Source organism: Kitasatospora sp. NPDC043949 (genome assembly GCF_056435365.1).
In genome coordinates this window covers 116,125-138,039 of the sequence record NZ_JBWKEQ010000006.1, presented here as the reverse complement: position 1 = coordinate 138,039, position 21,915 = coordinate 116,125, and the positions used below count along the sequence as shown (strand labels likewise).

Annotated in this window: 16 protein-coding genes; 5 read left to right on the top strand and 11 right to left on the bottom strand. The window is 70.8% G+C overall.

Annotated features, from left to right (window positions below; genetic code table 11):
- Positions 1–207 precede the first annotated feature (207 nt).
- The 3 genes from AC07AL_RS07850 to AC07AL_RS07840 all read left to right on the top strand — a co-directional run bounded on the left by AC07AL_RS07850 (position 208) and on the right by AC07AL_RS07840 (position 2,592).
- Positions 208–732: a hypothetical protein gene (locus AC07AL_RS07850; protein ID WP_363585148.1), complete on the top strand. Its 525-nt coding sequence runs from the start codon at positions 208–210 to the stop codon at positions 730–732.
- A 359-nt stretch (positions 733–1,091) separates the two neighbouring features.
- A complete protein-coding gene (locus AC07AL_RS07845) occupies positions 1,092–1,655 on the top strand; it encodes an ArsR/SmtB family transcription factor (protein WP_363585150.1) in 564 nt (187 codons plus the stop codon).
- Between the two features lie 166 nt (positions 1,656–1,821).
- Positions 1,822–2,592 carry an ATP-binding cassette domain-containing protein gene (locus AC07AL_RS07840; RefSeq protein ID WP_363630409.1) on the top strand — a complete coding sequence of 257 codons (771 nt, stop codon included), beginning with the start codon at positions 1,822–1,824 and terminating at the stop codon, positions 2,590–2,592.
- 313 nt (positions 2,593–2,905) lie between these two features.
- Here the strand turns inward: AC07AL_RS07840 and AC07AL_RS07835 are convergent, their stop codons facing one another.
- From AC07AL_RS07835 to AC07AL_RS07810, 6 genes are all read right to left on the bottom strand, one after another.
- Entirely contained in the window at positions 2,906–3,667 is a 762-nt protein-coding gene (locus AC07AL_RS07835) for a hypothetical protein (RefSeq protein ID WP_363585152.1), read from the bottom strand.
- Positions 3,664–4,317 (bottom strand): RNA polymerase sigma factor, encoded by a 654-nt coding sequence (locus tag AC07AL_RS07830; RefSeq protein WP_363585154.1) that lies wholly within the window; start codon positions 4,315–4,317, stop codon positions 3,664–3,666. The genes AC07AL_RS07835 and AC07AL_RS07830 overlap by 4 nt, the downstream gene beginning before the upstream one ends.
- A 171-nt stretch (positions 4,318–4,488) precedes the next feature.
- Entirely contained in the window at positions 4,489–5,496 is a 1,008-nt protein-coding gene (locus tag AC07AL_RS07825; RefSeq protein WP_400810086.1) for a hypothetical protein, read from the bottom strand.
- On the bottom strand, positions 5,493–5,858 hold the full coding sequence (locus tag AC07AL_RS07820; RefSeq protein WP_363585158.1) for a PadR family transcriptional regulator: 366 nt from the start codon (positions 5,856–5,858) through the stop codon (positions 5,493–5,495). Before AC07AL_RS07820 ends, AC07AL_RS07825 begins: the two co-directional genes overlap by 4 nt.
- Positions 5,859–5,902: 44 nt before the next feature.
- Positions 5,903–7,873 (bottom strand): sensor histidine kinase, encoded by a 1,971-nt coding sequence (locus AC07AL_RS07815; RefSeq protein ID WP_478317182.1) that lies wholly within the window; start codon positions 7,871–7,873, stop codon positions 5,903–5,905.
- Positions 7,863–8,624, bottom strand: a complete 762-nt coding sequence (locus AC07AL_RS07810; protein ID WP_363585162.1) for a response regulator transcription factor — start codon at positions 8,622–8,624, stop codon at positions 7,863–7,865. Before AC07AL_RS07810 ends, AC07AL_RS07815 begins: the two co-directional genes overlap by 11 nt.
- A gap of 143 nt (positions 8,625–8,767) precedes the next feature.
- On the opposite strand from AC07AL_RS07810, the gene AC07AL_RS07805 reads away from it, so the two are divergent.
- Positions 8,768–9,748 (top strand): M20/M25/M40 family metallo-hydrolase, encoded by a 981-nt coding sequence (locus AC07AL_RS07805; protein ID WP_400810091.1) that lies wholly within the window; start codon positions 8,768–8,770, stop codon positions 9,746–9,748.
- Positions 9,749–9,771: 23 nt separating this feature from the next.
- Entirely contained in the window at positions 9,772–11,214 is a 1,443-nt protein-coding gene (locus AC07AL_RS07800) for a M1 family metallopeptidase (RefSeq protein ID WP_478317181.1), read from the top strand.
- 51 nt (positions 11,215–11,265) lie between these two features.
- Here AC07AL_RS07800 and AC07AL_RS07795 read toward each other — a convergent pair whose 3' ends face one another.
- The 5 genes from AC07AL_RS07795 to AC07AL_RS07775 form a co-directional block, all read right to left on the bottom strand.
- Positions 11,266–12,531 (bottom strand): WXG100-like domain-containing protein, encoded by a 1,266-nt coding sequence (locus tag AC07AL_RS07795; protein WP_478317180.1) that lies wholly within the window; start codon positions 12,529–12,531, stop codon positions 11,266–11,268.
- Positions 12,531–12,953, bottom strand: coding sequence for a hypothetical protein (locus AC07AL_RS07790; protein WP_478317179.1), 423 nt, complete (start codon positions 12,951–12,953; stop codon positions 12,531–12,533). Before AC07AL_RS07790 ends, AC07AL_RS07795 begins: the two co-directional genes overlap by 1 nt.
- A 145-nt stretch (positions 12,954–13,098) precedes the next feature.
- On the bottom strand, positions 13,099–13,479 hold the full coding sequence (locus AC07AL_RS07785; RefSeq protein WP_400810097.1) for a hypothetical protein: 381 nt from the start codon (positions 13,477–13,479) through the stop codon (positions 13,099–13,101).
- A gap of 149 nt (positions 13,480–13,628) precedes the next feature.
- Entirely contained in the window at positions 13,629–13,826 is a 198-nt protein-coding gene (locus AC07AL_RS07780) for a hypothetical protein (protein WP_400810099.1), read from the bottom strand.
- Between the two features lie 991 nt (positions 13,827–14,817).
- Positions 14,818–21,846: an RHS repeat domain-containing protein gene (locus tag AC07AL_RS07775; protein WP_478317178.1), complete on the bottom strand. Its 7,029-nt coding sequence runs from the start codon at positions 21,844–21,846 to the stop codon at positions 14,818–14,820.
- Between the last annotated feature and the right edge of the window lie 69 nt (positions 21,847–21,915).

Genomic DNA, 21,915 nt, shown 5'->3' with positions numbered 1-21,915 from the left:
ACCGTGGATCCCGGCTCCCGACCCGCCTACATCAACGGCATTCATGGGGGACTCGTGCCACGTCTGCACTTCACGTCGGCAAGCCTGTTGAGAACGCGTATCATGCCGACCCCGGACTGGGTCAGCGAATCACTCTTCGCCCTGGACCTGCTCTCTTCCCGGCACCGCCAGGCGAAACGCCGGCTCCGATGGCATAAAACCCGCCCCGTGGGGCCGGCCCGCCGGCTGGGTCCCACCCACCGGCTCGGGTCCACCCAGCGGCTCGTCGAACTCGCCCGGACCATCCGCCCGTTCCCCGACATGGACACCATGGTCCGGCGCGCCCGGCACTCCGGGAACGGCGCCGACCTGCGCCTGCTCCGGGACCTGGAGTCCTTCTACCGCATCATGGTCGCCCCGCACTGGGACGTGATCTCCCTCACCGTCCAGAGCGACCGGAAGAAGCGACTGGAAATCCTCCAGGACTGCGGCGCGCGCAGCCTGCTGAGCACCCTTCACCCGACCGTCCGGCTCTCCACCTGCTCGCTGGAGATACCCGGACAGAACGAGGACGTGCAACTGGAGGAGGTCGGGCTGACCATTGCGCCGTCCTACTTCCTGGCACCCGATTCCCCGGTCCTGGTGGACGACCACACCATTGCCGACGGACCGACGCTCTTCTACCCCATTCTCCCCGACGGACCGAACTGTGCGACCGAGGGCGTGATCGAAGCGGCAGCGATGCCGGCCTGAGACCGATGACCTCCGATCGCGACAGCATCGGAACTTCAAGGGGGAAAACAGCAATGCGACGCATATTCTTCAGTCCGGCGAGCCTGGCCAAAGTATCGTCGGCCGCTCATCTGGATCCGATGCGAGAGGCGCTGTGCGCCCTCGAAACCTTCGCGACGGGCGGCGGAGGCCCCGTCTTCCATTCCTGGCGACGACGGGTCGCGGGTGAACGGGACGGCCGGGCACTGGCCGAACTCGCCCGCACCGTACGACCTTTCCCGGATCTCTACCGAATTCTCGAAAACTCCTCCGCGGCCGGATCCGGGAACGAATTCCGACCGCGGGTTCTGCGCGATCTGGAGACATTCCACCGGATCGCCGTGGAGCCCTACTGGAGCCAGGTGTCGACCCTGCTCGAAGTCGACCGGAACGCCCGGGCCCAGATCATGATGAGCGGCGGCGTCGACCAGTTGCTCAGCACCCTGCACCCGGCGATCCGCTGGCGTCCCCCGGTGCTGGAGGTCCCCGGGACGGGGCACGACATCAAACTGGAGTCGACCGGCCTGGAGATAGCGCCGTCGCTGTTCCTGTTCTCCCGATCGCCGATCCTGGTCGAACAGCAGGGCGACCGGCCCCTGCTGCTGCTCTACCCGATCCCCGTCCCGCGCGACCGGGAGAACCTGTGGGACCCGGCGCCCGACGGCGACCAGGCCCTGGGGGCCCTGCTGGGGCGCACCCGGGCGGCCGTCCTCCAGGTGTTGACGACCACCTGCACCACCACCGAGGTCGGCGAGCTGGTGGGCATCTCCACCGCCGCCGCGAGCCAGCACACCGCCGTCCTGCGGGCGGCCGGACTTATCACCACCCTGCGCTCGCTCAACAAAGTGCACCACACCCTGACCCCCCTTGGCGGGGCTCTTCTTCGTGGGGATCCACTGGTCTGACAATTCGCCCTATACCGACGATTCCCGAAGTAACGCACCCGCAACACACCCCGAGGAGCGATCTCGATCTGACACGGATGGTCTAGGAAAGTGCACCATACATACGGATGCGGGCAGCATGGCCTAAACCCATTACGAGCGAGTAGGTTCTGGGCATGCAAGCACGATGCCTTGTCGCCGCACGCATCATTTACGGAAGCCTGGGAGCGGATTCATGATGGGAGGTGGACCAGCTGAGCGGGAAGCCGCCCCAGACTGTGCCGTCACGCTGGAAAACGTGTCGAAAATCCACCCGGGCACGAACGGTCCCACAGCGGTCCTGCGCGAGTTCTCACTCGGCGTACGAAAAGGCCGCTTCTGTGCCGTCATGGGAGACGAACGCGCCAGCACCACGGCACTCCTGGAGTGCATGGCCGGCGTCACCACCCCGTCCACCGGAACGGTCCACTGGGCCGACGGTGAACGGGGTTCCGTCGGCGCACTCTGGGGCCAACACGAGCCCGTCCACCCGAATGTGACGGTTCGTGAATTCGTCGATCCGGGCGTTTCCGCACTCGGCCGCCGCCAGGCCTGGCAGATCAGTCGGATCACCCGACTGTGGCTCTGGCGGCGGCCGCTCCGGAGGCTGGGCCGGGTCCAGCAGCACAACGCCATGCTGGCCCGGCTGCTGGCCGGCTCCCCGCGCCTGCTGCTGGTCGACACCCCCGGCCACGACGACTCGCCCGAACTCGCCCGCGCCATCGGCGCCTCACTCCGCCGCGCGGTCCGCGCCCTCGACCTCACGGCGGTCCTCGTCACCACCGACCCGGAAGCCGCCGCGTACGCGGACAGCGTCGTCTTCCTCCACCACGGCCGCCTCGCCGACGCCCTCGGTCCCTCCACCCCCGCCGAGATCGCCGACTGCCTCCAGCACCTCCGAAGAGGCTCGACCACCTGATCCGCCCCGTCTTCCCCGGCGCCCCTCTCCCAGGGCGCCCCCGGCGCCCCTTCCCCGGCGCCCCTCGCCCTCCCCGGCGCCCCCCGGTCAAGCGGTGCACAGCGCTTCCCCAGCCGCGGCCCCCGCGCCCCGTGCGTCCTCCGGCGCACCGCGCCGGCGCATCCCGGACCGCAGCCCCGCACCCGCCGGCCCGCCCGGCGACACCCCCCGGCAGGCCCCGGGCGGACACCCCTGCCATCGCCTGCCTCCGCCGGCTACCGCTGCCGCCGCGCACCCGTCGGTCGTCAGCCGCCGGTCGTCAGCCGTCAGCCGCTCAGTGCGGCGGGGTCGGGATCAGGCTCGCCAGGGGGTTGAAGTAGACCTTGGACGGCATGCAGGCCGGGCCCGGGCTCCGCATGAGGCCGGTGTGCATCTCGCGCGAGCTGTGGGCGGGGTCGGTCCCGGCGAAGGGCAGGTAGATGAAGAGCTTGAGGCCGGCCGGGACGGCGCGGGGGCGGACGGTGAGGACGAGCGGGCCGGCGCCCTCCGTATGCATGTCCCAACTGTCCTGGCCCTCCTGGTTGTCCGGGGTCTCCGGCTCGGAGGCGCGGCAGCCGGGCTGGCCGGCGTAGACCCGGGCGGGGATCCCGAACCGGTCCAGGTCGCGCTGCAGTTGGTCCGGGTCCACCGGCTTGTACTGCTCCAGGATGGTGAGTTTGACGAGGTCGTCACCGCCTTCGAGGGTGTACGCGGCGTTGTCGACGCGGCCCAGCGCGTGGCCGGTGCCGTCGGCCGGGTGCTGGGCGTCCTGGTGCTGGGCGTCCTGGTGCCGGGCGTCCGGGGCGGGGCGGCCGGGGCCTGTGGCGAGGAGGGCGCCGACCAGGGCGGCGGCCAGGCCCGCCGGGAGGGCCAGGCGCAGCGCCAGGCTGCGCCGCCGGGCCGTGCGCCGGGAGTTGTCGGTGACGGTGTCCATCAGGTGTTCCTTCAGCAGGAGGTGGCGGCCCGGGGGGAGCTCCGGGGCCGCCGGGGCCGGCAGCAGCCGGACCAGTTCCTCCCGCTCGGTCTGCTCGGACCGGTCCCGGGGGGTGGCGTTCATCGGGTCGTCTCCTTGTACGGCCGGACCGCGAGGTCGCGGTCACCTGCTACCTGTCCGCCGGCGCCCGGGCGTTGCCCACCTCTTCCCGAGCGCGCGGACCGTGACGCGGCGAGCTCCTTCGCCGTCAACTCCCGCAGCCGGGCCCGGGCCCGCGACAACCGCGAGCGGACCGTCCCCACCGGCCGGCCCAGCGCCTCGGCGACGGCCGCGTGGTCCAGGCCCTCCCACACGCACAGCGCGAACACCTCGCGCTCCGCCGGCCGCAGCCGTTCCAGCGCGGCCTTCGCGGCGGCCAGCTCCTCGGCGTCGGCGATCCGACCCGCCAGCTCCCCGGCGAAGTCCGGCATCGCCTCGCGCGGCGGCAGCTTGGCCAGCGCCCGCTGGTGGCGCCGCGCGGCCCGACGGGTGTTGCGGATGACGTTGCCCGCGATCCCCAGCAGCCACGGCCGCAGGCTCTCCCCCTCGGGATCGACCCGCGCGCGCAGCCGCCACGCCTCCAGGAACGTCAGCGAGACCACGTCCTCGGCGACGGCCCAGTCCCCGGTCATCCGCACGGCGTGCCGGTACACCGCCTGGGCGTGGTCCTCGAAGACCAGCCCGAACGCCGCCGCGTCCCCAGCGCGCACCCGGGCGCGTATCGAATTCTCCACACCAGCTCCTGTCCCGCCGCCGCCACCCGTTGCCGTGATCCACGCCACACCGCGCCGGGCCGCCACGCCATCGACGAAGGATCCCCGAGCCCCTTCCGGAAGAAGGGACTCGGGGATCCTCGGACCGGCCGGCCCGACACCGGCGGTCGGTTCGGGGCGCCGCCTCCGCGGTCAGGCCGGCTCGACCGGCTCCGGGTCCCGGGAGGCGGCCAGGGTGCGGCCGAACGCGGCGAGGACGGCGGCGACGGCCAGCAGGCCGACCACGACCGCGAGGTTGCGCCCGAGGTCGGCGAGGTCGCGCGGCAGCGCCCAGTAGTAGGGCGCGGGGAGCATGACCGCCCAGGGGAGGGCGGCCAGCGCCACACCGGCGGCGCGCGGCCGGTCGGGCCGGCGGGCGGCGAAGTGGACGAAGAAGGCGATCGCCATCACCACGGCGGGCCAGGCCGACGACGCGTCGAGCAGCATCTGGGTGCTGCGCGGGAAGATGACCTCGGAGTAGTCCTCCAGGTCGCGCCAGGGCCAGGCGAGGACGAGCGCGCTCATCGGCAGCGCGATGACGGCCGCCGCGACGACCGTCCCGACCCGGGCGCGGACGCGCTGGTCGACGCCGTCGGGCGGGGCGATGAGCAGCGGCACCCCGAGCAGGAGCCAGAGGGGCAGCTGGTGGAGGGACAGGAAGAGCACCCCGGCCGGGTGGACGGCGTAGCCGACCGCGGCGCCGATCCGGGCGAGGACGCCGACCAGCACCAGGAGGCGGGCGGCGCCCCAGTGCCCGAGGCCGGCGCCGAGCAGCGCGAGGACCCAGGGGGCGGCCTGCACCGCGCCCACCGCGGTCGCGGCCGTGGTGTGCAGGCCCATCAGGTCGAAGCGCGTGTCCGCGACGAAGAAGGTCATCACCAGCTGGACGAAGGCCAGCGCCGCCCCTCCGGCCAGCAGGAACGGCGCGGCGCCGGCGAGCGCCCGGCCCGCGGGGTCTCCGGAGCTGAGCCGGGTCCGCAGCCGAGCGGCGTGCGCGGCCAGGGTGACCCACTCGCGCAGCACGGTGCGCCGGTCGGCGCCCTCGACGGACTCGGCGAAGACGGCGGCGATCTCCTCGCCGTGCGAGGCCCGGTAGGCGGCGGGGTAGATGCCGATCAGCGGGAGCCTGCCGGGCAGCGCCCCGGCCTGCTGCGCGGTCATGCCGCACCGCCGCTCAGCCGGAGCGCCCCGAGGCGCGGCCCCCGCCCGAGCGCGAGCCTGCGCTCGGCCTCGACGACTCCGGCCCGCAGCCGTTCCGTCTCCGCGCCCAGGACGTCCCGGCCGTCCTCGGTGAGGGCGAAGGTGCGCCGCATCCGGCCGCCGACGACCTCCTCGTGGTCGATCCGGATCAGCCCCTGCTGGAGGAGCCGGTCCAGCGCGGTGTAGAGGGTGCCGGTGAGCAGCTTGGTCCGGCCGTCGGAGATGGCCAGGACTTCCTGGACGATCGCGTAGCCGTGCCGCGGGGCATCGGCGAGCGCGGTGAGCACGAGCCGGGTCGGCTCCTGTAGTTGACGGTTAGCCATGGCCGTGAGCATAGATCAATGGCAAACATATGTCGATGATTTAGCTATCGGCCCGCTCCACCCCCGTACCCGGCGGGCGCCGGGGCGGGAAGGCGCACGGTGAACACCGAGCCCGCGCCGGGGCTGCTGGCCGCGTGAACGCCGCCGCCGTGGAGCTCGGCGAGCTTGCGGACGATGGCGAGGCCCAGACCGCTGCCGCCGCTCTGCCGGTTGCGGGACTTGTCGGCCCGCCAGAAGCGCTCGAACACCAACGGCAGGTCCGCCTCGGCGATGCCGCCGCCGGTGTCGGCGACCTCGATGAGCAGGGCGTCGGACTCCGTCCGGGTCCGCAGGGTGACCGTGCCGCCCGCCGGGGTGTGCCGGACGGCGTTGGCGACCAGGTTGCCCACCAGCTGGCGCAGGCGCACCGGGTCGGCGAACACCTCGCACCCGGCCATCTCGTACCCGGCCATCTCGTACCCGGCCGGGGCGCCGGCCGTCTCGGGCCCCGTCCGGTCCGCGACCGCCTCGACGACCAGGGCCACGCCCGACGCCTGCGCCCGGGCGCCGTGCGCGGTGGCAACCTGGGCCAACAGGTCCTCGACGTCCACGGGCTCGCGGTGCAGGGCCAGTTCACCGGCGTCGGCGGCGGCGAGGTCCCGCAGGTCGTCGACCAGGTGCTGGAGTTGCAGGGCCTCCTCCAGCAGCGAACTCGTCAAGGCGCCGTCGGCGGTGACGACGCCGTCCTCGACGGCCTCCAGCCAGCCGCGGATGTTGCTGAGCGGGGTGCGCAGCTCGTGCGCGATGTCGCCGACCATCGCCCGGCGCATCTCCTCCAGCTGTTCGCGGCGCTGCGCCATGGCGTTGAAGGCGGCGGCGAGTCCGGCGATCTCGTCGCGACCGGTCGCGGTCACCCGGGCGGAGAGGTCCCCGTCGGTCATCCGCCGGGCAGCGCGGGTGAGCGCGTTCAGCGGCCGGGAGAGCCGCAGGCCAACGATCGTGGTGATCGCCACGGTGACCGCCAGCACCAGCGCGGCGACCTCGGCGACCCGCCCGCGGTGCGGGGCGGACAGCACGGGGGCCTGGTCCGCCGCGCCGGCGGGCGCGCCGACGAACAGCAGCACGGGCGGCGCCACGTACCGGACGAGCTGCTGCCGGCGGGAGTTGGCGAGGCAGGCGGAGATCACCTGCTCCTGCTCCCGGTCGCGGGCCGGGGCCCACTGCAACCCCAGGGACAGCGTCACGGGCCGGATCTGCTGGCGCTCCAGGCAGGCGTTGACGAGCGCGGTGAGGTCGGCGAGGGCGGCGCTCTCGGTGCGGGTCGGGGCGTCCAGCACCAGCGGGGGCGCGCAGCGCACGCCGAGCGGCCGGCCGCCGGGGACGCTCACCACGGGGCGGCCGGCGGCGTCGTCGGTGACGGTCGCCTCGACGCCCAGTTCCGACCGCAGGCAGCCGGCCCGATTCCGCGCGGCCTCCTCCATGGCCGCGCGCTCGGCGGTCGTCAGCCGGAACGGGCCCACGGCACGGGCGTCGATCCGGTCGGCCGGGGCGTCGGGCAGCATGGCGAGGTCGACGGAGAGCGGGTCGACCGTGGTGGTGGGCGTCCGGGGCAGCACCGTCCGGTCGGCGGCGCCCGGGGGCGGTGCCGACGGCGTGGCGGCCGGGGGCGGTGACCCGGGGGCGGTGGCGGGGGTCCCGGAGGTGGCGGCCGGTGACCCGGGTGCGGTGGCCGCGGAGTCGACGACCGGCTCGAAGCGCGGAGTCGTCAGCAGGATGCGCTGCCCGGTGTCGGCGGCGAGCCGCCGCACGGTGCTCTCCGCACCCGTCCAGTCGGGGTGGGTCGCGGCGTAGCCGAGCAGTTCGTGGTAGATCCGGGCCTGGTCCGCGAGGACCTGGCGCTGCTCCTGCCTGATCGCGCCCGTCGTGGTGCGGGCGGTCAGCCAGGCCGTCGCGGCGATCGAACAGAGCGAGACCAGGGCGGAGAGGGCGAGCAGCCGGATCAGCAGGCTGCGGCGCGGCGGGGCGTCACGACGCACCGCGCGGCCCCTCCGCGAGCTTGTAGCCGATGCCGTAGACCGTCAGCAGGCGGGTGGGGCGGCGCGGTTGGGGCTCGATCTTGCGGCGCAGGTTCATCACGTGGGTGTCGACGGTCCGGGTGGTGATGTACCGGTCGATGCCGTGCAGGTGCTCCAGCAGCTGGGCCCGGGTGAAGACCCGGCCGGGCTGGGCGGCCAGCACCTGGAGCAGCCGGAACTCGCCGGGCGTGCAGCTGACGGGCCGTCCGTCGGCGGTGACCTCGTGGCGCAGGGGGTCGACGGTGAGGGCCCCGGCGGTCAGTACGGCCGGGGGCGCGGCGGCGGGCGGCGCGGTCGGCGACAGGGTGGGCGCGGCCGGCGGTGCGGGAGCACCCGGGGTCAGCGGCCGGGACCCGCGGCGCAGCAGGGCCCGGACCCGGGCCACGAGCTCGCGCGGGCTGTACGGCTTGGTGAGGTAGTCGTCGGCGCCGAGGTCGAGGCCGAGCAGCAGGTCCTCCTCGGCGGTGCGGGCCGTCAGCATCAGCACCGGCAGGGCGGATTCGGCACGCAGGGCACGGCAGACGTCGAGCCCGTCCATGACGGGCATCATCACGTCGAGGACCAGGAGGTCCGCCGGGCCGCGCCGGGCCTGCTCCAGCGCGGCCCGGCCGTCGTGGACGACGACCACGCGATGCCCTTCCCGCTCCAGGTACAGGCGGGCCAGGTCGGCCTGCTTGGGATCGTCCTCGGCGACCACGACATGTGCGCACATGAGGATGATCGTAAGTCGCCCTCCGGAAGCACCCCTACCGGTTCCCGACAGCCTCTCGACAAGTTCCTGACATCGACGGACCAGGGTGGACGGAGTCCGCCGGGGGAAGCCCCCCGGCCCCGCCTCCGAAAGGCTCCCGTGTGATGCCCTCCCGCCGCCTGGTGTCCCTCGCCGCCCACGTCATCGGGACCGCCCTGCTGCTGTCCACCGTCCCCGCCGCCGCGGCCACGGCCGCCGAGCACAGGCCCGCCCCGGCCGCGCCCACCGTCGAGGCGGCCGAGGTGATGCCGCACCTCCAGGCCCTGCAGCGGATCGCGGACCGCAACGGCGGCAACCGCGCGCACGGCACCAAGGGGTACGCGGAGTCGGTGGCGTACGTGAAGCACGCGCTGGACCGGGCCGGCTTCCAGACGCAGCTGCGCCGCTTCTCCCACGACGGCAAGGACGGCTACAACCTGATCGCCGACTGGCAGGGCGGCGACCCCGACCACGTGCTGCTCACCGGCGCCCACCTGGACAGCGTCCCGATGGGCCCGGGGATCAACGACAACGGCTCCGGCTCGGCGGCCGTCCTGACCACCGCCCTCCAGGTGGCCAAGGCCAAGCTGAAGCCCGAGCGGCACCTGCGCTTCGCCTGGTGGGGGGCGGAGGAGCTGGGGATGGTCGGCTCGGCGGACTACGTCAAGAACCTGTCCGCCGGCGACCGCAAGGCCATCGACCTGTACCTCAACCTCGACCAGGCGGGCAGCAAGAACCTCCAGCAGTACCTCCTGGTGAAGGACGCGAAGAACAACGAGACCGCGGCCTTCCAGGCCTTCGAGAAGTGGTTCACCGACCGGGGCCTGGCCACCTTCGACATCCCGCTGGACAGCTCCGACAGCCAGCCGTTCGGGGACGCGGGGATCCCGTCGTCCGGCTTCAGCAGCGGCGTCTCGGACTGCCTCCACAGCGCTTGCGACAACCTCGCCAACGTCGACCCCGCGACGCAGGCGACCAGCACCAACGCCATGATCGGCGTGGTGTGGCAGTTCGCCACCGCCAAGCCCGCAGCCGCCAAGCCCGCCGCCCCCGCCGTTCCGGCCACCACCGCCCCGGCCACCGTCCCCGCCGCCCCCCGGTCCTGACCGCCCGTCCCCAGGAGCCACAGATGCGCACACCGCCGAGTCGCCACCGCCGCAAGGCCGTCACCCTGGTGGCCGCCGCCACCGCCCTCGGAGTCGCCCTGACCGCCGCCCCCGCGGGAGCGGCCGGGATCGGGGACCCGTACTTCCCCGAGGACGGCAACGTCGGCTACGACGTGGCGAACTACGACGTCCGGATCGCCTACGACCCGGCTCACCCCGACCAGTTGAACGGCGACACGACCGTCACCGCCCGGGCCCTCCAGTCGCTCGACCGCCTCTCCCTGGACCTCAAGGGCTTCCAGGTCGCCTCCGTCACCGTGAACGGCACCCCGGCCAAGTCGTTCTCCCGCTCCGGCACGCACAAGCTGGACATCGTGCCCGCCCGCCGGGTGGCCGGCGGCGCCACCTTCGCGGTGCGGGTGGTGTACGCGGGCAAGCCCGACCCCGAGGGCTGGCACCAGCTGGTGTCCGGCGGCGTCAACGCGATGGGCGAGCCGCACTCGGCGACCTCCTGGTTCCCGTCCAACGACCACCCGTCCGACAAGGCCACCTTCTCGCTCGCCGCGACCGTCCCCGACGGCTGGACCGCCATCGGCAACGGCCGGCCCGGCCAGACCACCAGCAAGGACGGCTCGACGACCTTCCGCTGGCGCGAGGACAAGCCGATGGCGACCTACCTCAGCACCGTCGCCATCGACAAGTTCACCGTCCACCGCTCGGCGCTGCCCGACGGGACGCCGGTCATCACGGCCTACGGCCCGGACGTGCCGATCGACGACATGGCCAAGGCGACCGAGGCCCAGCAGCCGGAGATCATCGCCTTCCTGGCCTCCAAGTTCGGCCCGTACCCGTTCTCCTCCGCGGGCGCCATCGTCCGCAGCTGGACCAAGGAGACGGGCACCGGCGCGCCGGACCTGGAGACCCAGAGCCGGCCCACCTACACCAACTACTTCTGGGACTCCGCGGCCGTCCACGAGATCACCCACCAGTGGTTCGGCGACAGCGTCTCGTTCACCGACTGGCGCGACGGCTGCATCGCCGAATGCGTCGCCCAGTACGCCAACCAGCTGTGGGACGAGCACCAGGGCAGCAACCTCGACACCGGCTTCTACACCCCCACCGTCGAGGAGAACCGGAACAAGCCGGAGTTCTGGTCCACCAAGCTGTACGACCCCGGGCAGGGCCAGGAACTGGCCTCAGCCCTCTACTTCAAGGGCTCCCTGATGATGCACGCCCTGCGGCGCACCGTCGGCGACGACGCGTTCTTCGCCACCCTCAAGCGCTGGACCGCGGACCACGCCTACGGCAACGCCTCCTTCCCCCAGTTCGAGACCCTCGCCGCCAAGGTCTCGGGCAAGGACCTCAAGGGCTTCTTCGACGCCTGGGCCCACGGCACCACACTCCCCGCGAAGGAGTACCTCTACCCCGGCACCCTGGCCCCCCTCGCCCCGGCGGGCAGCCAGTAACACCCCCCCAGCCCCCTCCCCCGCGCCGACGCCAGCCCTCCTGATGCTCCATCAGGAGGGCTGGTGCACGCCCGGATTGAGCTCCTCCAGGATGGCGTCGGAGACAGTCCGCGGCAGCGGGCGCTGCGGAGCCGGGGTGCCGCCGTGCGTCGATCTGAAGTCGCCGACGGGGGCCGGGAAGTGGCCCATCTCGTGGAACAGGCCCGAGAGGTCCGTGTCCTGCGGCGGCAGCGGCGGCAGCTCATGGGGCAGGTCCCCCACCGGGACGAGCTCGATCTCCGACGGGCCGCCCCCTGGCGTACCGTCCCCCGTCGTACCGCCGCGCGGTGGGCGCGGGCCCTCCAGCCTGCCGTTCAGCCAGCCCTCGATGTGGTCGCCCGGCGAGATGGAGAACTTGTTCCCGGGGTTCATCGCCCCGTGCCGCCACCCCCACGCCCCGGCGAACGCGCCGTTGGCCGCACCGGAGACGTAGTCACCCGACAGCCCGAACACCGCGTCCTGCGCCGCGCCTTCGGCCATCCCGGTCAGCGCCCCGTAGCCGGTGTTCCAGACCAGCCCGGCCGCGCCCTTGGCGAACGCGCCGGCCTCCTTGCCGGTCAGCGAGGTGAAGCCCTTCCCGAGCCCCTTCCCCAGGCCCTTGCCCAGCCCCTTGCCGAGCCACCCGGCGCCGACGCCGACCGCGCCGCCCACCGCCCCGTTGATGGCGGCCGTGCCCAGCTCGCCGCCGTCGATCGACGTGCGGTGGCCCTGGCCCAGCTCGATCACCTGGGCCAGCAGGTCGAAGCCCACCTGGGCCAGCACCGACTCGGCGACCCGGGTCACCGCGCTGATCAGCGCCTTGCGCAGGAAGGCCCACACCAGGGCCCTGGTGAAGGCGATCTCCACGGGCGCCGCCTCGGCCCCGCCGAAGAGGAACATCACGGCGTCGATGGCCAGTTGAACCGCCAGGACCACCAGCGCACCGATGATCTCGATGCGCAGGGTCTCGATCTGGTTCGCCAGGTTGTGCAGCGCGTCGGCGGCGGCGTCGCAGCACTGGGCGATGAGCGGCAGCGCGGCGTCGTCGGCGACGGCGAGCCTGGCCAGATAGGCGTCGAACGCGTCCTTGCTGGCGCCGCTCAGGCCCTGGTCGAGCTGGGACTTGGCGTCCGCCAGGTCCAGGACGCAGGCACGGATCGACTTCGCCGCCTCGGTCCAGGCATCAGCCTCGGCCCGCAGCGCGCTCTCGTTCCCGGTGGGCCACTTGTTGCCCACCAGGATCATCAGCAGGTTCTGCAACCCGTCCGGCAGCGAGGCGTTGGGGGCGTCGACCGCCATCACGCGCCGCCGCTACCGGGCCCCGGGAACGTCCAGGCGAGTTCCGTGGCGTGCTCGTCGGCCCTCTCGAACGTGCTGCGCGTGGCGCCGAGGGCGTCGGCCAGCTTGCGCAGGGTGTCCGGCAGCGCCTGCACCGCCTTCAGCAGATCGTCCCGCGGCTGGGCGAAGACCTGGTCGAAGCCCTGCCCGAGCGCCGGATCATCCCCCCAAGGCGCCGCACCGAACAAGGCTGCCGAACTGAGCGCCGTCCAGGCGGCAGCCATGCCCTCGGCCGCCTTGCCCGCATCCGCCCCGGCCTTGCCGACCAGCGCGAAGTCGACCACCAGCGTCCCGTCCAGAGCCGGCAGCGTCGGCACCGCCGGCCCGCCGTACGGCGGCACCCCGGTAGGCGCATTGCGGTAACCACCAGTGGGACCAGGCACATCAGGCAACGGAGGAGTCGGCACCCACCCACCTCACCCGATCCCACCCCGGACCTCGACCACTCTTGACGACATCCCAACGATCACCGCCCCACTCCTGACACCCCCCTGACACCCGGCACCGAAGCCGGCACCCTCCGAGCCCCTACACCCCGGAGAAGCCCTTCTTCATGACGAACCCCTGGCGGACCAGGACCCACAGGTCCTTCCCGTTCTCCTCAGCCGTCAGCCAGAACCGACAACTACCGCTCCCGTCCTTCCGGGTCGCGTCCACGTAGACCCCCGGCCCCACGTCATCGAGGATCGCCTTCTTCCAGCGCCCCTCGATCTCCGTCGGCCGTTCGCGATCCGCCGAGGCAACGCCGCACACGCGGGCCGGCACTTGCGCCGATCCGACCCGCCCTTCCGGGAGAAGCTCGACAGCCGCCGTTCCACCGCTCCACCGTCCGACCGGATCCGGCACGTCAGGGCCCGGAAGTCGGACCATCATCCACACGGCCCAGCCCACCCCGAGGACACCCAGCAACCCACCGAGCACACTTCACAGGACAATTCGCCGCCCCTTCACGCGCCCTCCATCAAAGGATCTCTGAAACGACCGGCGGCGGGACCGTCTCGAAGACCGCCCCGCCGCCACAGAAGTCGTGCGCCACCGTCTGCGGCAGTCCGAACAGGTCAGTGCAGGAGTGCCTTCACAGCCATACCCAGGACAGCCGCCCCAGGAACCACGATGAAGAACCAGCCGACAATCAGCGCGATCACCGGGATCGACTTCTTCTCAGCACCCTCCACGAAGAAGTCGCGGGTTCCACGAAAATTCGTGACCAAGGCCAATCCCAGGACAATCGGTATCAGCATTCCAAGGACGACCATCAAAACTCCCGACCTCACAGGACAAGGATCGCATATGGTAGCACCGCCCAGTCAGAACTGACAATCCATCGGTTCGCCTGGACCCTAGCCTTCCTACCCCGCAGCGAAAGCCCTCCCCGCCCACTTATCATCCTCCACGCAACAAATCCACAAGCTACCCCCTCAACAGCTGAGCACCCCATCCGGCAACCGGATGGGGCGCTCATGTCACAGACCTACCGGCTATCCACGCCAACGGGCTACTGCCCGGGCGAATGGCTCTTGACCAGCGTCCACGCCAGCCATCGTCAGCCACCCGTCCTGCCGCTTGGAATACTGGAAGAACCTCTCGCACTTCAGATCGCCGTCGACGGATACCAGCTGGGCGACTGCGCCAGGTCCGGCGTCGTCAAGCGTCCCGTACTTCCAGGTGCCGGTGAACTTCACCACGGTCGGAGACTTCTCTCCACGACACATGGCGGGGAGCAGACTTGCCTCGCCGAGCGATTACTCGATGAGCCCCACCAGGATTGAACGGGAAGTTACCTTAAGTGCCCAGAATAAACATCTGGGTCCCCGATGCGCATCACGCGCCCGGGGACCCAGATGTCGCAAAATCAGGATCTAGGCGAAGGCGCGGGCATCACTACCATTGCGTAGATCACACCGAGTGCGCTCATCAGCAGGAAGGGCCAAGCACCTGCAAGGAGATAGAGCAGTGGGGGCAGAGCAAACAACACGGCAGCCGCCCCCCGAACATTCCTCCCCCTGGCCGCCCAAAAAGAGACCAGGAAGAGAAAGAACAGTGTGGGGACAGTTATTGTGAGCGAGATAAGCGCCAGCAGCTTGAGGCTATCCAGGGAGTCGGCTCGAGAGAATCCATTGGCGTCATGCCCTCCGGGCGCAAATGCTGAAAGAACGAGCATAAAAACGCACACGGGAGCCACGCACACCGCAAGATATCTCAGCAGCGCCCGACTGAACCACCGGCCGACTCGATTAAATCTGTTAATCAGCACCCTGATACACACCCGCCATTCTGGTAGGTACGGTCCGAAGGTGAGAAGAGGGATGACGCAAACGGAACTGCAAGCAGACCAGGATCTCCCTGAAATTGGCCCATCTCATCCCTGGCAATCACGTGGGGACTCTCTCCTCGACGATACTGAACCACCTCTAGATCGGGATAGTGATCACCTCGTCGAGTAACAGAAACTCCGGACGGCCCAAGATCTATATCCAGGGAATTGTCGGCGCCAAATATCCTCATCTTGCTGTTGATGCCATGAATTCTGGCATGAAGGCCCTTATCGTCCAGCTGCATGAACTTAACTGAACTCTTGTGGCTCCATGACGTGCCCCAGCCACTGTCGCCCTCTTCGATCTCCTTCGCTGGAACTATCTGCGGCGGCACCCAGACATTCCTCGTAGTCGGATGGCGCGACGTACCGCCAATTACCGTATCGTGATGCCCCGCCACAGTTGACGGCATCACGGTAAACGTTGCGCCACCGGTATCGGTATCCCAGAAAACGGTCATGCGCGCGCTATCGGCTGGCGAATTCGACCAAGATCGATTATCACCCAGCAAACTCCCAAAGGCGGCATTCTTCATATGAATGAAGAACCTCGCCATGATGATACCGTTACCACCGCCATTGCTGGGACCCGACTTAGCGAACCTCTGTGAATATGCGGGCGTCGGCCCAAACCCCACCTCGCGAGCAGTGTCGTAGTAGTCGCGGTTGTTCTGTTCAACGATCTTCTGGTAGTTCGGCCCCTCGCTCTCCACCTTGGTGCCCATGTTGGAGCACTTGGCCATCCCACTGGCGCACTCCTCCAGGGCCATGCCGGTGGGGTCGGTCTTGTTGACCGGGTCGTTGTTGCTGTACCCGTAGGCGTTCCACTGCTGCGGGTCGTCGGGCAGGAGCAGCGGGTCCGGGCTGAGGAAGCGGCCGGTGGTGGGCTGGTACTGGCGTGCGCCGAGGTTGGTGAAGCCGGTGGCGTCGTCCTTGAGGCCTCCCACGTAGCCCTTGTCGCCGGCCCAGGCGGTGGTGCTGGAGGTGGTGCCGCGGGGGGCGCCGAAGGGGTCGGTGGGGCGGCGGGTCTCGACGAGGCTGTCGCGGCCGATGGACAGGGTGTTGGTGCCGTGGTGGTCGGCGAACTGGTACGTGAGCTTGGTCGGGCTCTCGCGGACCAGGGTGATGCCGCCGGGGATGCTGTAGTAGCGGGTACCGGTGCTGGTCTTGGTACCGGTGTCGTAGGTGAGTTCGTCGCCGCCGCCGAGGTTGACGGTGACCTTGCCGGGGTTGCGGCGGATCAGCTGGTTGCCGTCGGCGTCGTAGACGTACGTCGTGACGGCCGAACCCTGAGCGAGTGAGGCGAGCTTGCCCTCGACGTCCCAGGTCAGCGTGGAGGCGTTGGCCGAGTCGGCGGCATTCCAGGTGGAGGTGCCCCACTTGGAATTCCAACCGGGCGCGTAGACGATGAACTTGCCGTCGTCCTGGACGGTCGCGAAGTAGCCGCTGGCGTTACCCGCCCAGGTCTGCGAGGACCAGAGCGGGACGCGCTGCGGGTCATAGACGACGAAGTTGCCGTCGTCCTGCATGGTGGCCCAGGCTCCCGGGTGGTTCTGGGTGTTGGTGGACCAGAGGACCTGGCCGGTGCGCAGCGAGCTGAGCACCAGGTTGCCGTCGTCCTGCATGGCGAGTCGGACGCTGTTGGAGCGCACGCTCTCACCGGACTTGAGGACGGACCCGGCGTTGAGGATCTTGATGCCGTTGGGGTTGTTGATCTTCGTGGTGTTGCCGGCCGCGTCGTACTCGTCGGTGCCCTGGGGGGCGGTGGCCGAGCCGTAGGTGTACGTGCCGCCGGCGAGTGCGTGCGGGCCGCCGGTGCCGCCGCCCGTGCCGGCCGCGGTGGTCGGCGTGTTGCGGGTGCCGGGGGTCGGGAAGGTCTGGTCGACCTTCACGTCCTTGGACTGGTCACCGGCCGGGTTGTGGTCGACGAGCTTGGTGCGGTTGCCGGTCAGGTCGTAGGTGTAGTCCTGCCAGTAGGCGGCGTTGCCGCCCACCGTCGTCTTCGAAGGCGCCGAAGCCCCGCTGGTGGGAGTGGAGTTGGCGCACGCCCCCTGGCCTGCCAGGGACGGGGTGGGCTGGTCGAGCCGCCCGGTGTCGCTCCACGCGGTGGTGAGCCGGCCCAGGTAGTCGTAGGAGAAGCACTGCAGGTCGGTGGCGGCCGGGGTGTTGTTCGGGATGCTCCGGATCGCCGTGATCCGGCCGGCCTGGTTGTAGGCGTAGGTCGTGTTCTGGACCGTGCCGTCGGTGGAGGTCTGCTTGTCGACGTACTGCGTCAGCGGACGCCCGGTGGACACGTCGTAGGTGTTGGTGGCGACGATCTGCCAGCCGAACGGGTTGACGGTGGAGCGGATGTTGCGCCCGTAGGCGTCCCAGTCGGACTGACGGAGGTAGGTGTCGTCGGCCCCGCCCATGTCGTGCAGCAGGCCGTAGATCTCGTAGTTGTAGCCGATCGACTCGTAGGCGAGGTTGCCGACGGCGGCCCGGTACTCGGTGGTCACGGCGCCGGTGATCGGGTCGTAGACGGTCTCGTACTCGTAGGTCGCCTGCCCGGTCTTGCCGATCTCGCTGCCGGGGATCGACACGGTGGACTTGGTCGGCCGGTATGCCGGGTCCAGCTCTGTGACGGCCTTGGTGTAGGCCGCTCCGCCGGCGCCCCCGACGTACCGGGTGGAGCTGGCGGCCTGGCCCTTGGCGACGGTGTCGTAGGTGTAGCCGGTGAGCTGGTTGGCCGGGTTGACCGTGCCGTTGTAGGTGCCGGTCTTGCGGCCGAGCAGGTCGTAGGTGAGCGCCATCGACTGACCGCGCGCGTCCGTGGTGGTGGCCAGGCGGCCCGCACTGTCGTAGGTGCGGATCGAGACGCCGGTGTCCGGGTCGTCGGCCTTCACCTGACGGCCGCGCTGGTCGTAGCCGTAGCTCCAGCTGTTCCCGGCGGCGTCGACTCGCGTCGCGGGCTGGCCGCTCGGGGTGTAGGTGTACGTGGTGACGTCGGCGTCGGCCTGCTTGCCGGTAGCGGACGGCGTCCTGTACTGCCACAGCTGGCTGGTGCGGCCGCGGGCGTCGGAAAGGGTGCTGGTCGCGGTGGCACCGGCCGGCGGCGACACGTCGACCCGGTCGGCGCCCGGGTAGGCGGTGGTCGTGGTGTTCTGCAGCACGCCGAGGGCGATGAACTGTGTGCTCACCGGTCGGCCCATGCCGTCGAAGGCGGTGGAGGTCTGGCCGGGGACCTCGGCGGGGATCGCGTTGAATCGGACCGTGTTCGGACCGGCGGTGTCGTCGTAGTGGGTGTTGAAGGTCCGGTTGGTGCGGCCCTGCGAGTCGTAGAAGGTGTCCGTCAGCAGTCGGCCGTGGTAGGCGGAGATGGCCGGGTTGGTCTGGGTCTGGATGGTCCGGGCCAGGCCGTCCACGATCTGGGTGGAGACCGCGTAGCTCTCGTTGGAGCGCAGCGTCCGGCTGGTGACGGTGGACGGCCGGGCTGTGCCGTCCACCGTGTAGTCGAAGGTGAAGTTGGCTCTCGCGCTGGTCGCCCGGCCCGGGGTCCAGACCGCCTTGAGTCGACCGAGGGAGTCGTACGACTGGGTGACGGTACGGGCGTTGGGGTCGGTGGTGGTGATCGGCAGCGCGCGGGCCGGGTTCAGCGTGGTGGTGGTGTTGCGCTTGGCTCCGGCGTCGGACGCTCCCGCCGGGGCCGGGGTGCCGGTCACGGTCCGGTTGGGCAGCTCGCCCGGGTTCGCCGAGCCGTAAGTCGTGGTCACGGTGGCGCCGTTCGGATTGGCGCTGTCGGTGGCCGTCACGTCGGTGGCGGTGGTGGCGCGGCCGTAGACGTCGTAGGCGGAGGTGCCGGTGGTCACGAACTGAGCTGCGCCGGAAGCGTCGTAGCGGTCCAGCACCTGCGCACCGGTCGGTTCCCCCTTGGCTCCCGCCGCGCCGAACGCCGCACCGTCGTACAGGGTGCGGGCGCCGGAGACGGTGTTCGCTGCGGTCGGCGTCGCCGTGCAGGCGTTCGCTCCGGAGACGGTCAGCGCCTCGGACACCAGCCCGGTCATGCTCGGATTCGCGCCGGTGGCGTAGGAGTTGCGGACACAGACGTCGGGTGTGCCGTCGGCGGTGCTGAGGCTGGTCTTGATCCGGTTGCCGTTCGCCGGGTCACTGGCGGTCACCGTCGAGGTGGCCCGGGTTCCGGTGGTGGTCCGGCTGGTCGAGGTGCTGGTCGAGGTGGTGGCCGCGTACCGGGCGACGAGGTCCGGCAGACCGGGCCGCTTGTGGGTCGCGGTGGTCACCGGGCCACTGCTGGTGTTCACGGTGGACGCCTCGGGTGCGGCCGCGTCGGCATCGACGTAGACGTCGCTCTCCAGCACCCGGCCGGACAGCCAGTCGTCGTCGCGGCGGGCGCCGCTCGTCGGCCCGGACACCGTCGCCGACCGGGCCGATCCGTCCGCCTTCAGGTCACCGTCCATTCCCTGGTGGTAGCTGGTCGACGTCTTGGACTTCGCGCCGTCCTTGCCCGAGCCGGTCACGGCGGTCACCTTGGCGTAGCCGCGGAACTGGTCCCAGGTGCGGGACTTGTCGTCCACCAGGGCGCCGTCGTTGCGGTGCCAGGCGGCCGGCCCGTACTCGTAGGCGGTGACCTTGGTGACCGAGCCGGCGACGAGGTTGGAGTTCGGGTCGACGGTCACCGAGGCGACCGGGTAGCGCAGGAACCAGTCGTCCACCATCGCGGCCACACCCGTGTCGTACCACTTCACGTTGTAGCAGCTCATGGTGTTGCCGTCCGCCGAGGACGGCATCTTGCCCGTGGTGCGCATGCACGATTCGCGGTTGTAGTCCACCGCGATCGTGCCGCCGGTCTCAAGGGTGATCACCTCGATCCGCGGCCGATAGTAGCGGGGGCGGGCCGGGACGAGGCCGTCCACCCGGTTGGGCAGCATCAGGTCCGCGAAGGTGACCTCCGGCAAGGCCTGGTCGGTCTGCCCGTTGAAGGTGTCCTTGCCGATCCGCTTGACCGCCTGGAGCCACGGGATCTGCGTGTTCTCATCGGAGTTGGCCGGTTTCTTGAACGTGTGCGTGAGCTCGTAGCGGTCCACCGGGCGGTACGAGCCGCCGGAGCGGATCGAGGTGGTGACGGCGTTCAGCCACCTGGTCGACCAGTAGGTCGGCCCGTAGCTGGAGCAGGTGCCCTGCTCGGCGCACTGCTTGTCGAGCGGCACGTCCGGCCAGTTGGCCGCGTTGGCCGAGGTCCGCTGCGCGGGGTCGCAGGCCGCCGCGCCCGAGACGCAGCGCTCGTCCGTCTCGAAGTCGATCTTCGCGGCGGGCTGGTGCGCGCCGTTCGCACCGAGCTGGTCGGAGAGCAGCTGCCCGTAGCCGATCGAGGCGAGCGTGCCGCCGCGGGTGTACGAGGAGTTCACACCACTGCCGCGGTTCTGGCCGCCACCGCGGGCGTACCAGTTGGCCTCCGGCGCGTAGGTGTAGGTGGTCAGGTTGTTGTGGGCGTCGACGACGTAGTCGAGGTTCCAGCGCCATGCCGTCTGGCACCACGATCCCTTGCCCTTGGCAGCGTCATAGCACGGGTCACCCGCGTTCGGCGAGTACACCGGCACCGTCCAGGCCGACTTGCTCTCCGGGCCGGTGCTGGTCGGCGCACGGGACGCGGAGGGCAGGTGGTTGAGGCCGAAGTAGTAGACCGTGCCGGAGCTGTCGGTGACCTTGAGGTACGACCCGTTCCAGGTGCCGTTGTCGGCGCCGGTGAGGAACTCGACCTTGGTCCCGTCGTCGTTCCTCAACCGCCAGGTGCACGTGGACTGCTCGGACTTGGCGTCACCGGACGCGCAGGGGTCGTTGGGCACGAGTTCGCCCGAGTGGCCGCCCAACGACAGGGTCAGGTTCGCCCCGCCCCAGCACTGGTCGCCGGATCCGGCAATCCCGGCCTTGTCGCACGCCTTGTAGGAGCGCTCGACGAAGCCCGAGCTGAAGTCCCAGCCGTCACCGATCCAGGACGCCTGGGAGTTGGTCGACGAGGTCCTCCCGTCGACCGCCGCCGAGTCGTATCCCAGTGCCACCTGGGGCGCCGTGCCGCCGAGCGACGGCGGGGACTGGACCGGGTAGCTGTACGTGAACGAGCCCGACGAGCTGCCGGCCGTCCACGCCTGGCTCGGGGAGAGCGAGGTCGCGCTGTAGGTGCCGAGGCCGCTGGACGGGGTACCCTCGGCCGCCAGCACCATCCGCGCCGGGGCTGCGGGCACAGGGCCGGAGGACGGCGCCTGGTCCCCGGACTTCGACTCGGCTCGCTGTCCCTTCGTCAGAGCGGCTTCGACGGCGGGCAGGTCGATGTCGGCGACGAGCTTCTTCGCCTCCGCGTCGTAGTGCGAGGGCACCGGCGTGCGCGCCAGGCAGCCGGCCACCTCGGGCGTGGTCAGCGAACACGCGGGCAGCGACACCAGCTGTGCCCGCTCGGCGAAGCCACCACCGAATCCGGCACCGGACAGGTCCAGACCCAGCCGCACCTTCGTCGCGTCCGTCTGCTCGGCGCGCTCCAGCGTGACCAGGGCTCCCTGCACACCGGCGGCACCGGTGGCCTTCGCGTCGGCGACACTCACCTTGACCGGCGGGTTGGCCGGACCGGCGTCCGCGCCCGGCGCAGCACCCGAGGCCTTCGACGCGGTATCCGGCGCGACGGGCGCCAGCCACACCGGCAGTTCACCGGCCCGCTTCGAGGCGCCGGCCGCCGGCTCCCACACCTCGGCGCCGTCCGGACCCTTGCGAACGGCCTTCGCACCGGGCGCCGGCGCGGGATCCAGCAGGGCGACGGCCGAGCCCGAGGCACTCTTCGGAGCGCCCTTCGGCGGCACCCAGTCCGGTGAGCCCTTCTTCGCCGACACCGACTTCGGCTGCTCTGGTGAGCCCGGTACGGAAGCCGTCTTCGGCAGCGGAGTACCCGGCGGCGACCAGATCTTGTCCTTGTCCGCCACCGGCGCAGCCAACGCCGGGACGACAGGTGACACAAGAGCACTCAGCACGGTCAAAGCGCTCACAAAAGC

Excerpts from the sequence above, each read along its gene's own strand:
- AC07AL_RS07840 (WP_363630409.1), top strand. The coding sequence starts at position 1,822 with ATGCCTTGTCGCCGCACGCATCATTTACGGAAGCCTGGGAGCGGATTC.
- AC07AL_RS07835 (WP_363585152.1), bottom strand. The coding sequence starts at position 3,667 with ATGAACGCCACCCCCCGGGACCGGTCCGAGCAGACCGAGCGGGAGGAA.
- AC07AL_RS07825 (WP_400810086.1), bottom strand. The coding sequence starts at position 5,496 with ATGACCGCGCAGCAGGCCGGGGCGCTGCCCGGCAGGCTCCCGCTGATC.
- AC07AL_RS07820 (WP_363585158.1), bottom strand. The coding sequence starts at position 5,858 with ATGGCTAACCGTCAACTACAGGAGCCGACCCGGCTCGTGCTCACCGCG.
- AC07AL_RS07810 (WP_363585162.1), bottom strand. The coding sequence starts at position 8,624 with ATGTGCGCACATGTCGTGGTCGCCGAGGACGATCCCAAGCAGGCCGAC.
- AC07AL_RS07805 (WP_400810091.1), top strand. The coding sequence starts at position 8,768 with ATGCCCTCCCGCCGCCTGGTGTCCCTCGCCGCCCACGTCATCGGGACC.
- AC07AL_RS07800 (WP_478317181.1), top strand. The coding sequence starts at position 9,772 with ATGCGCACACCGCCGAGTCGCCACCGCCGCAAGGCCGTCACCCTGGTG.
- AC07AL_RS07795 (WP_478317180.1), bottom strand. The coding sequence starts at position 12,531 with ATGGCGGTCGACGCCCCCAACGCCTCGCTGCCGGACGGGTTGCAGAAC.
- AC07AL_RS07780 (WP_400810099.1), bottom strand. The coding sequence starts at position 13,826 with ATGGTCGTCCTTGGAATGCTGATACCGATTGTCCTGGGATTGGCCTTG.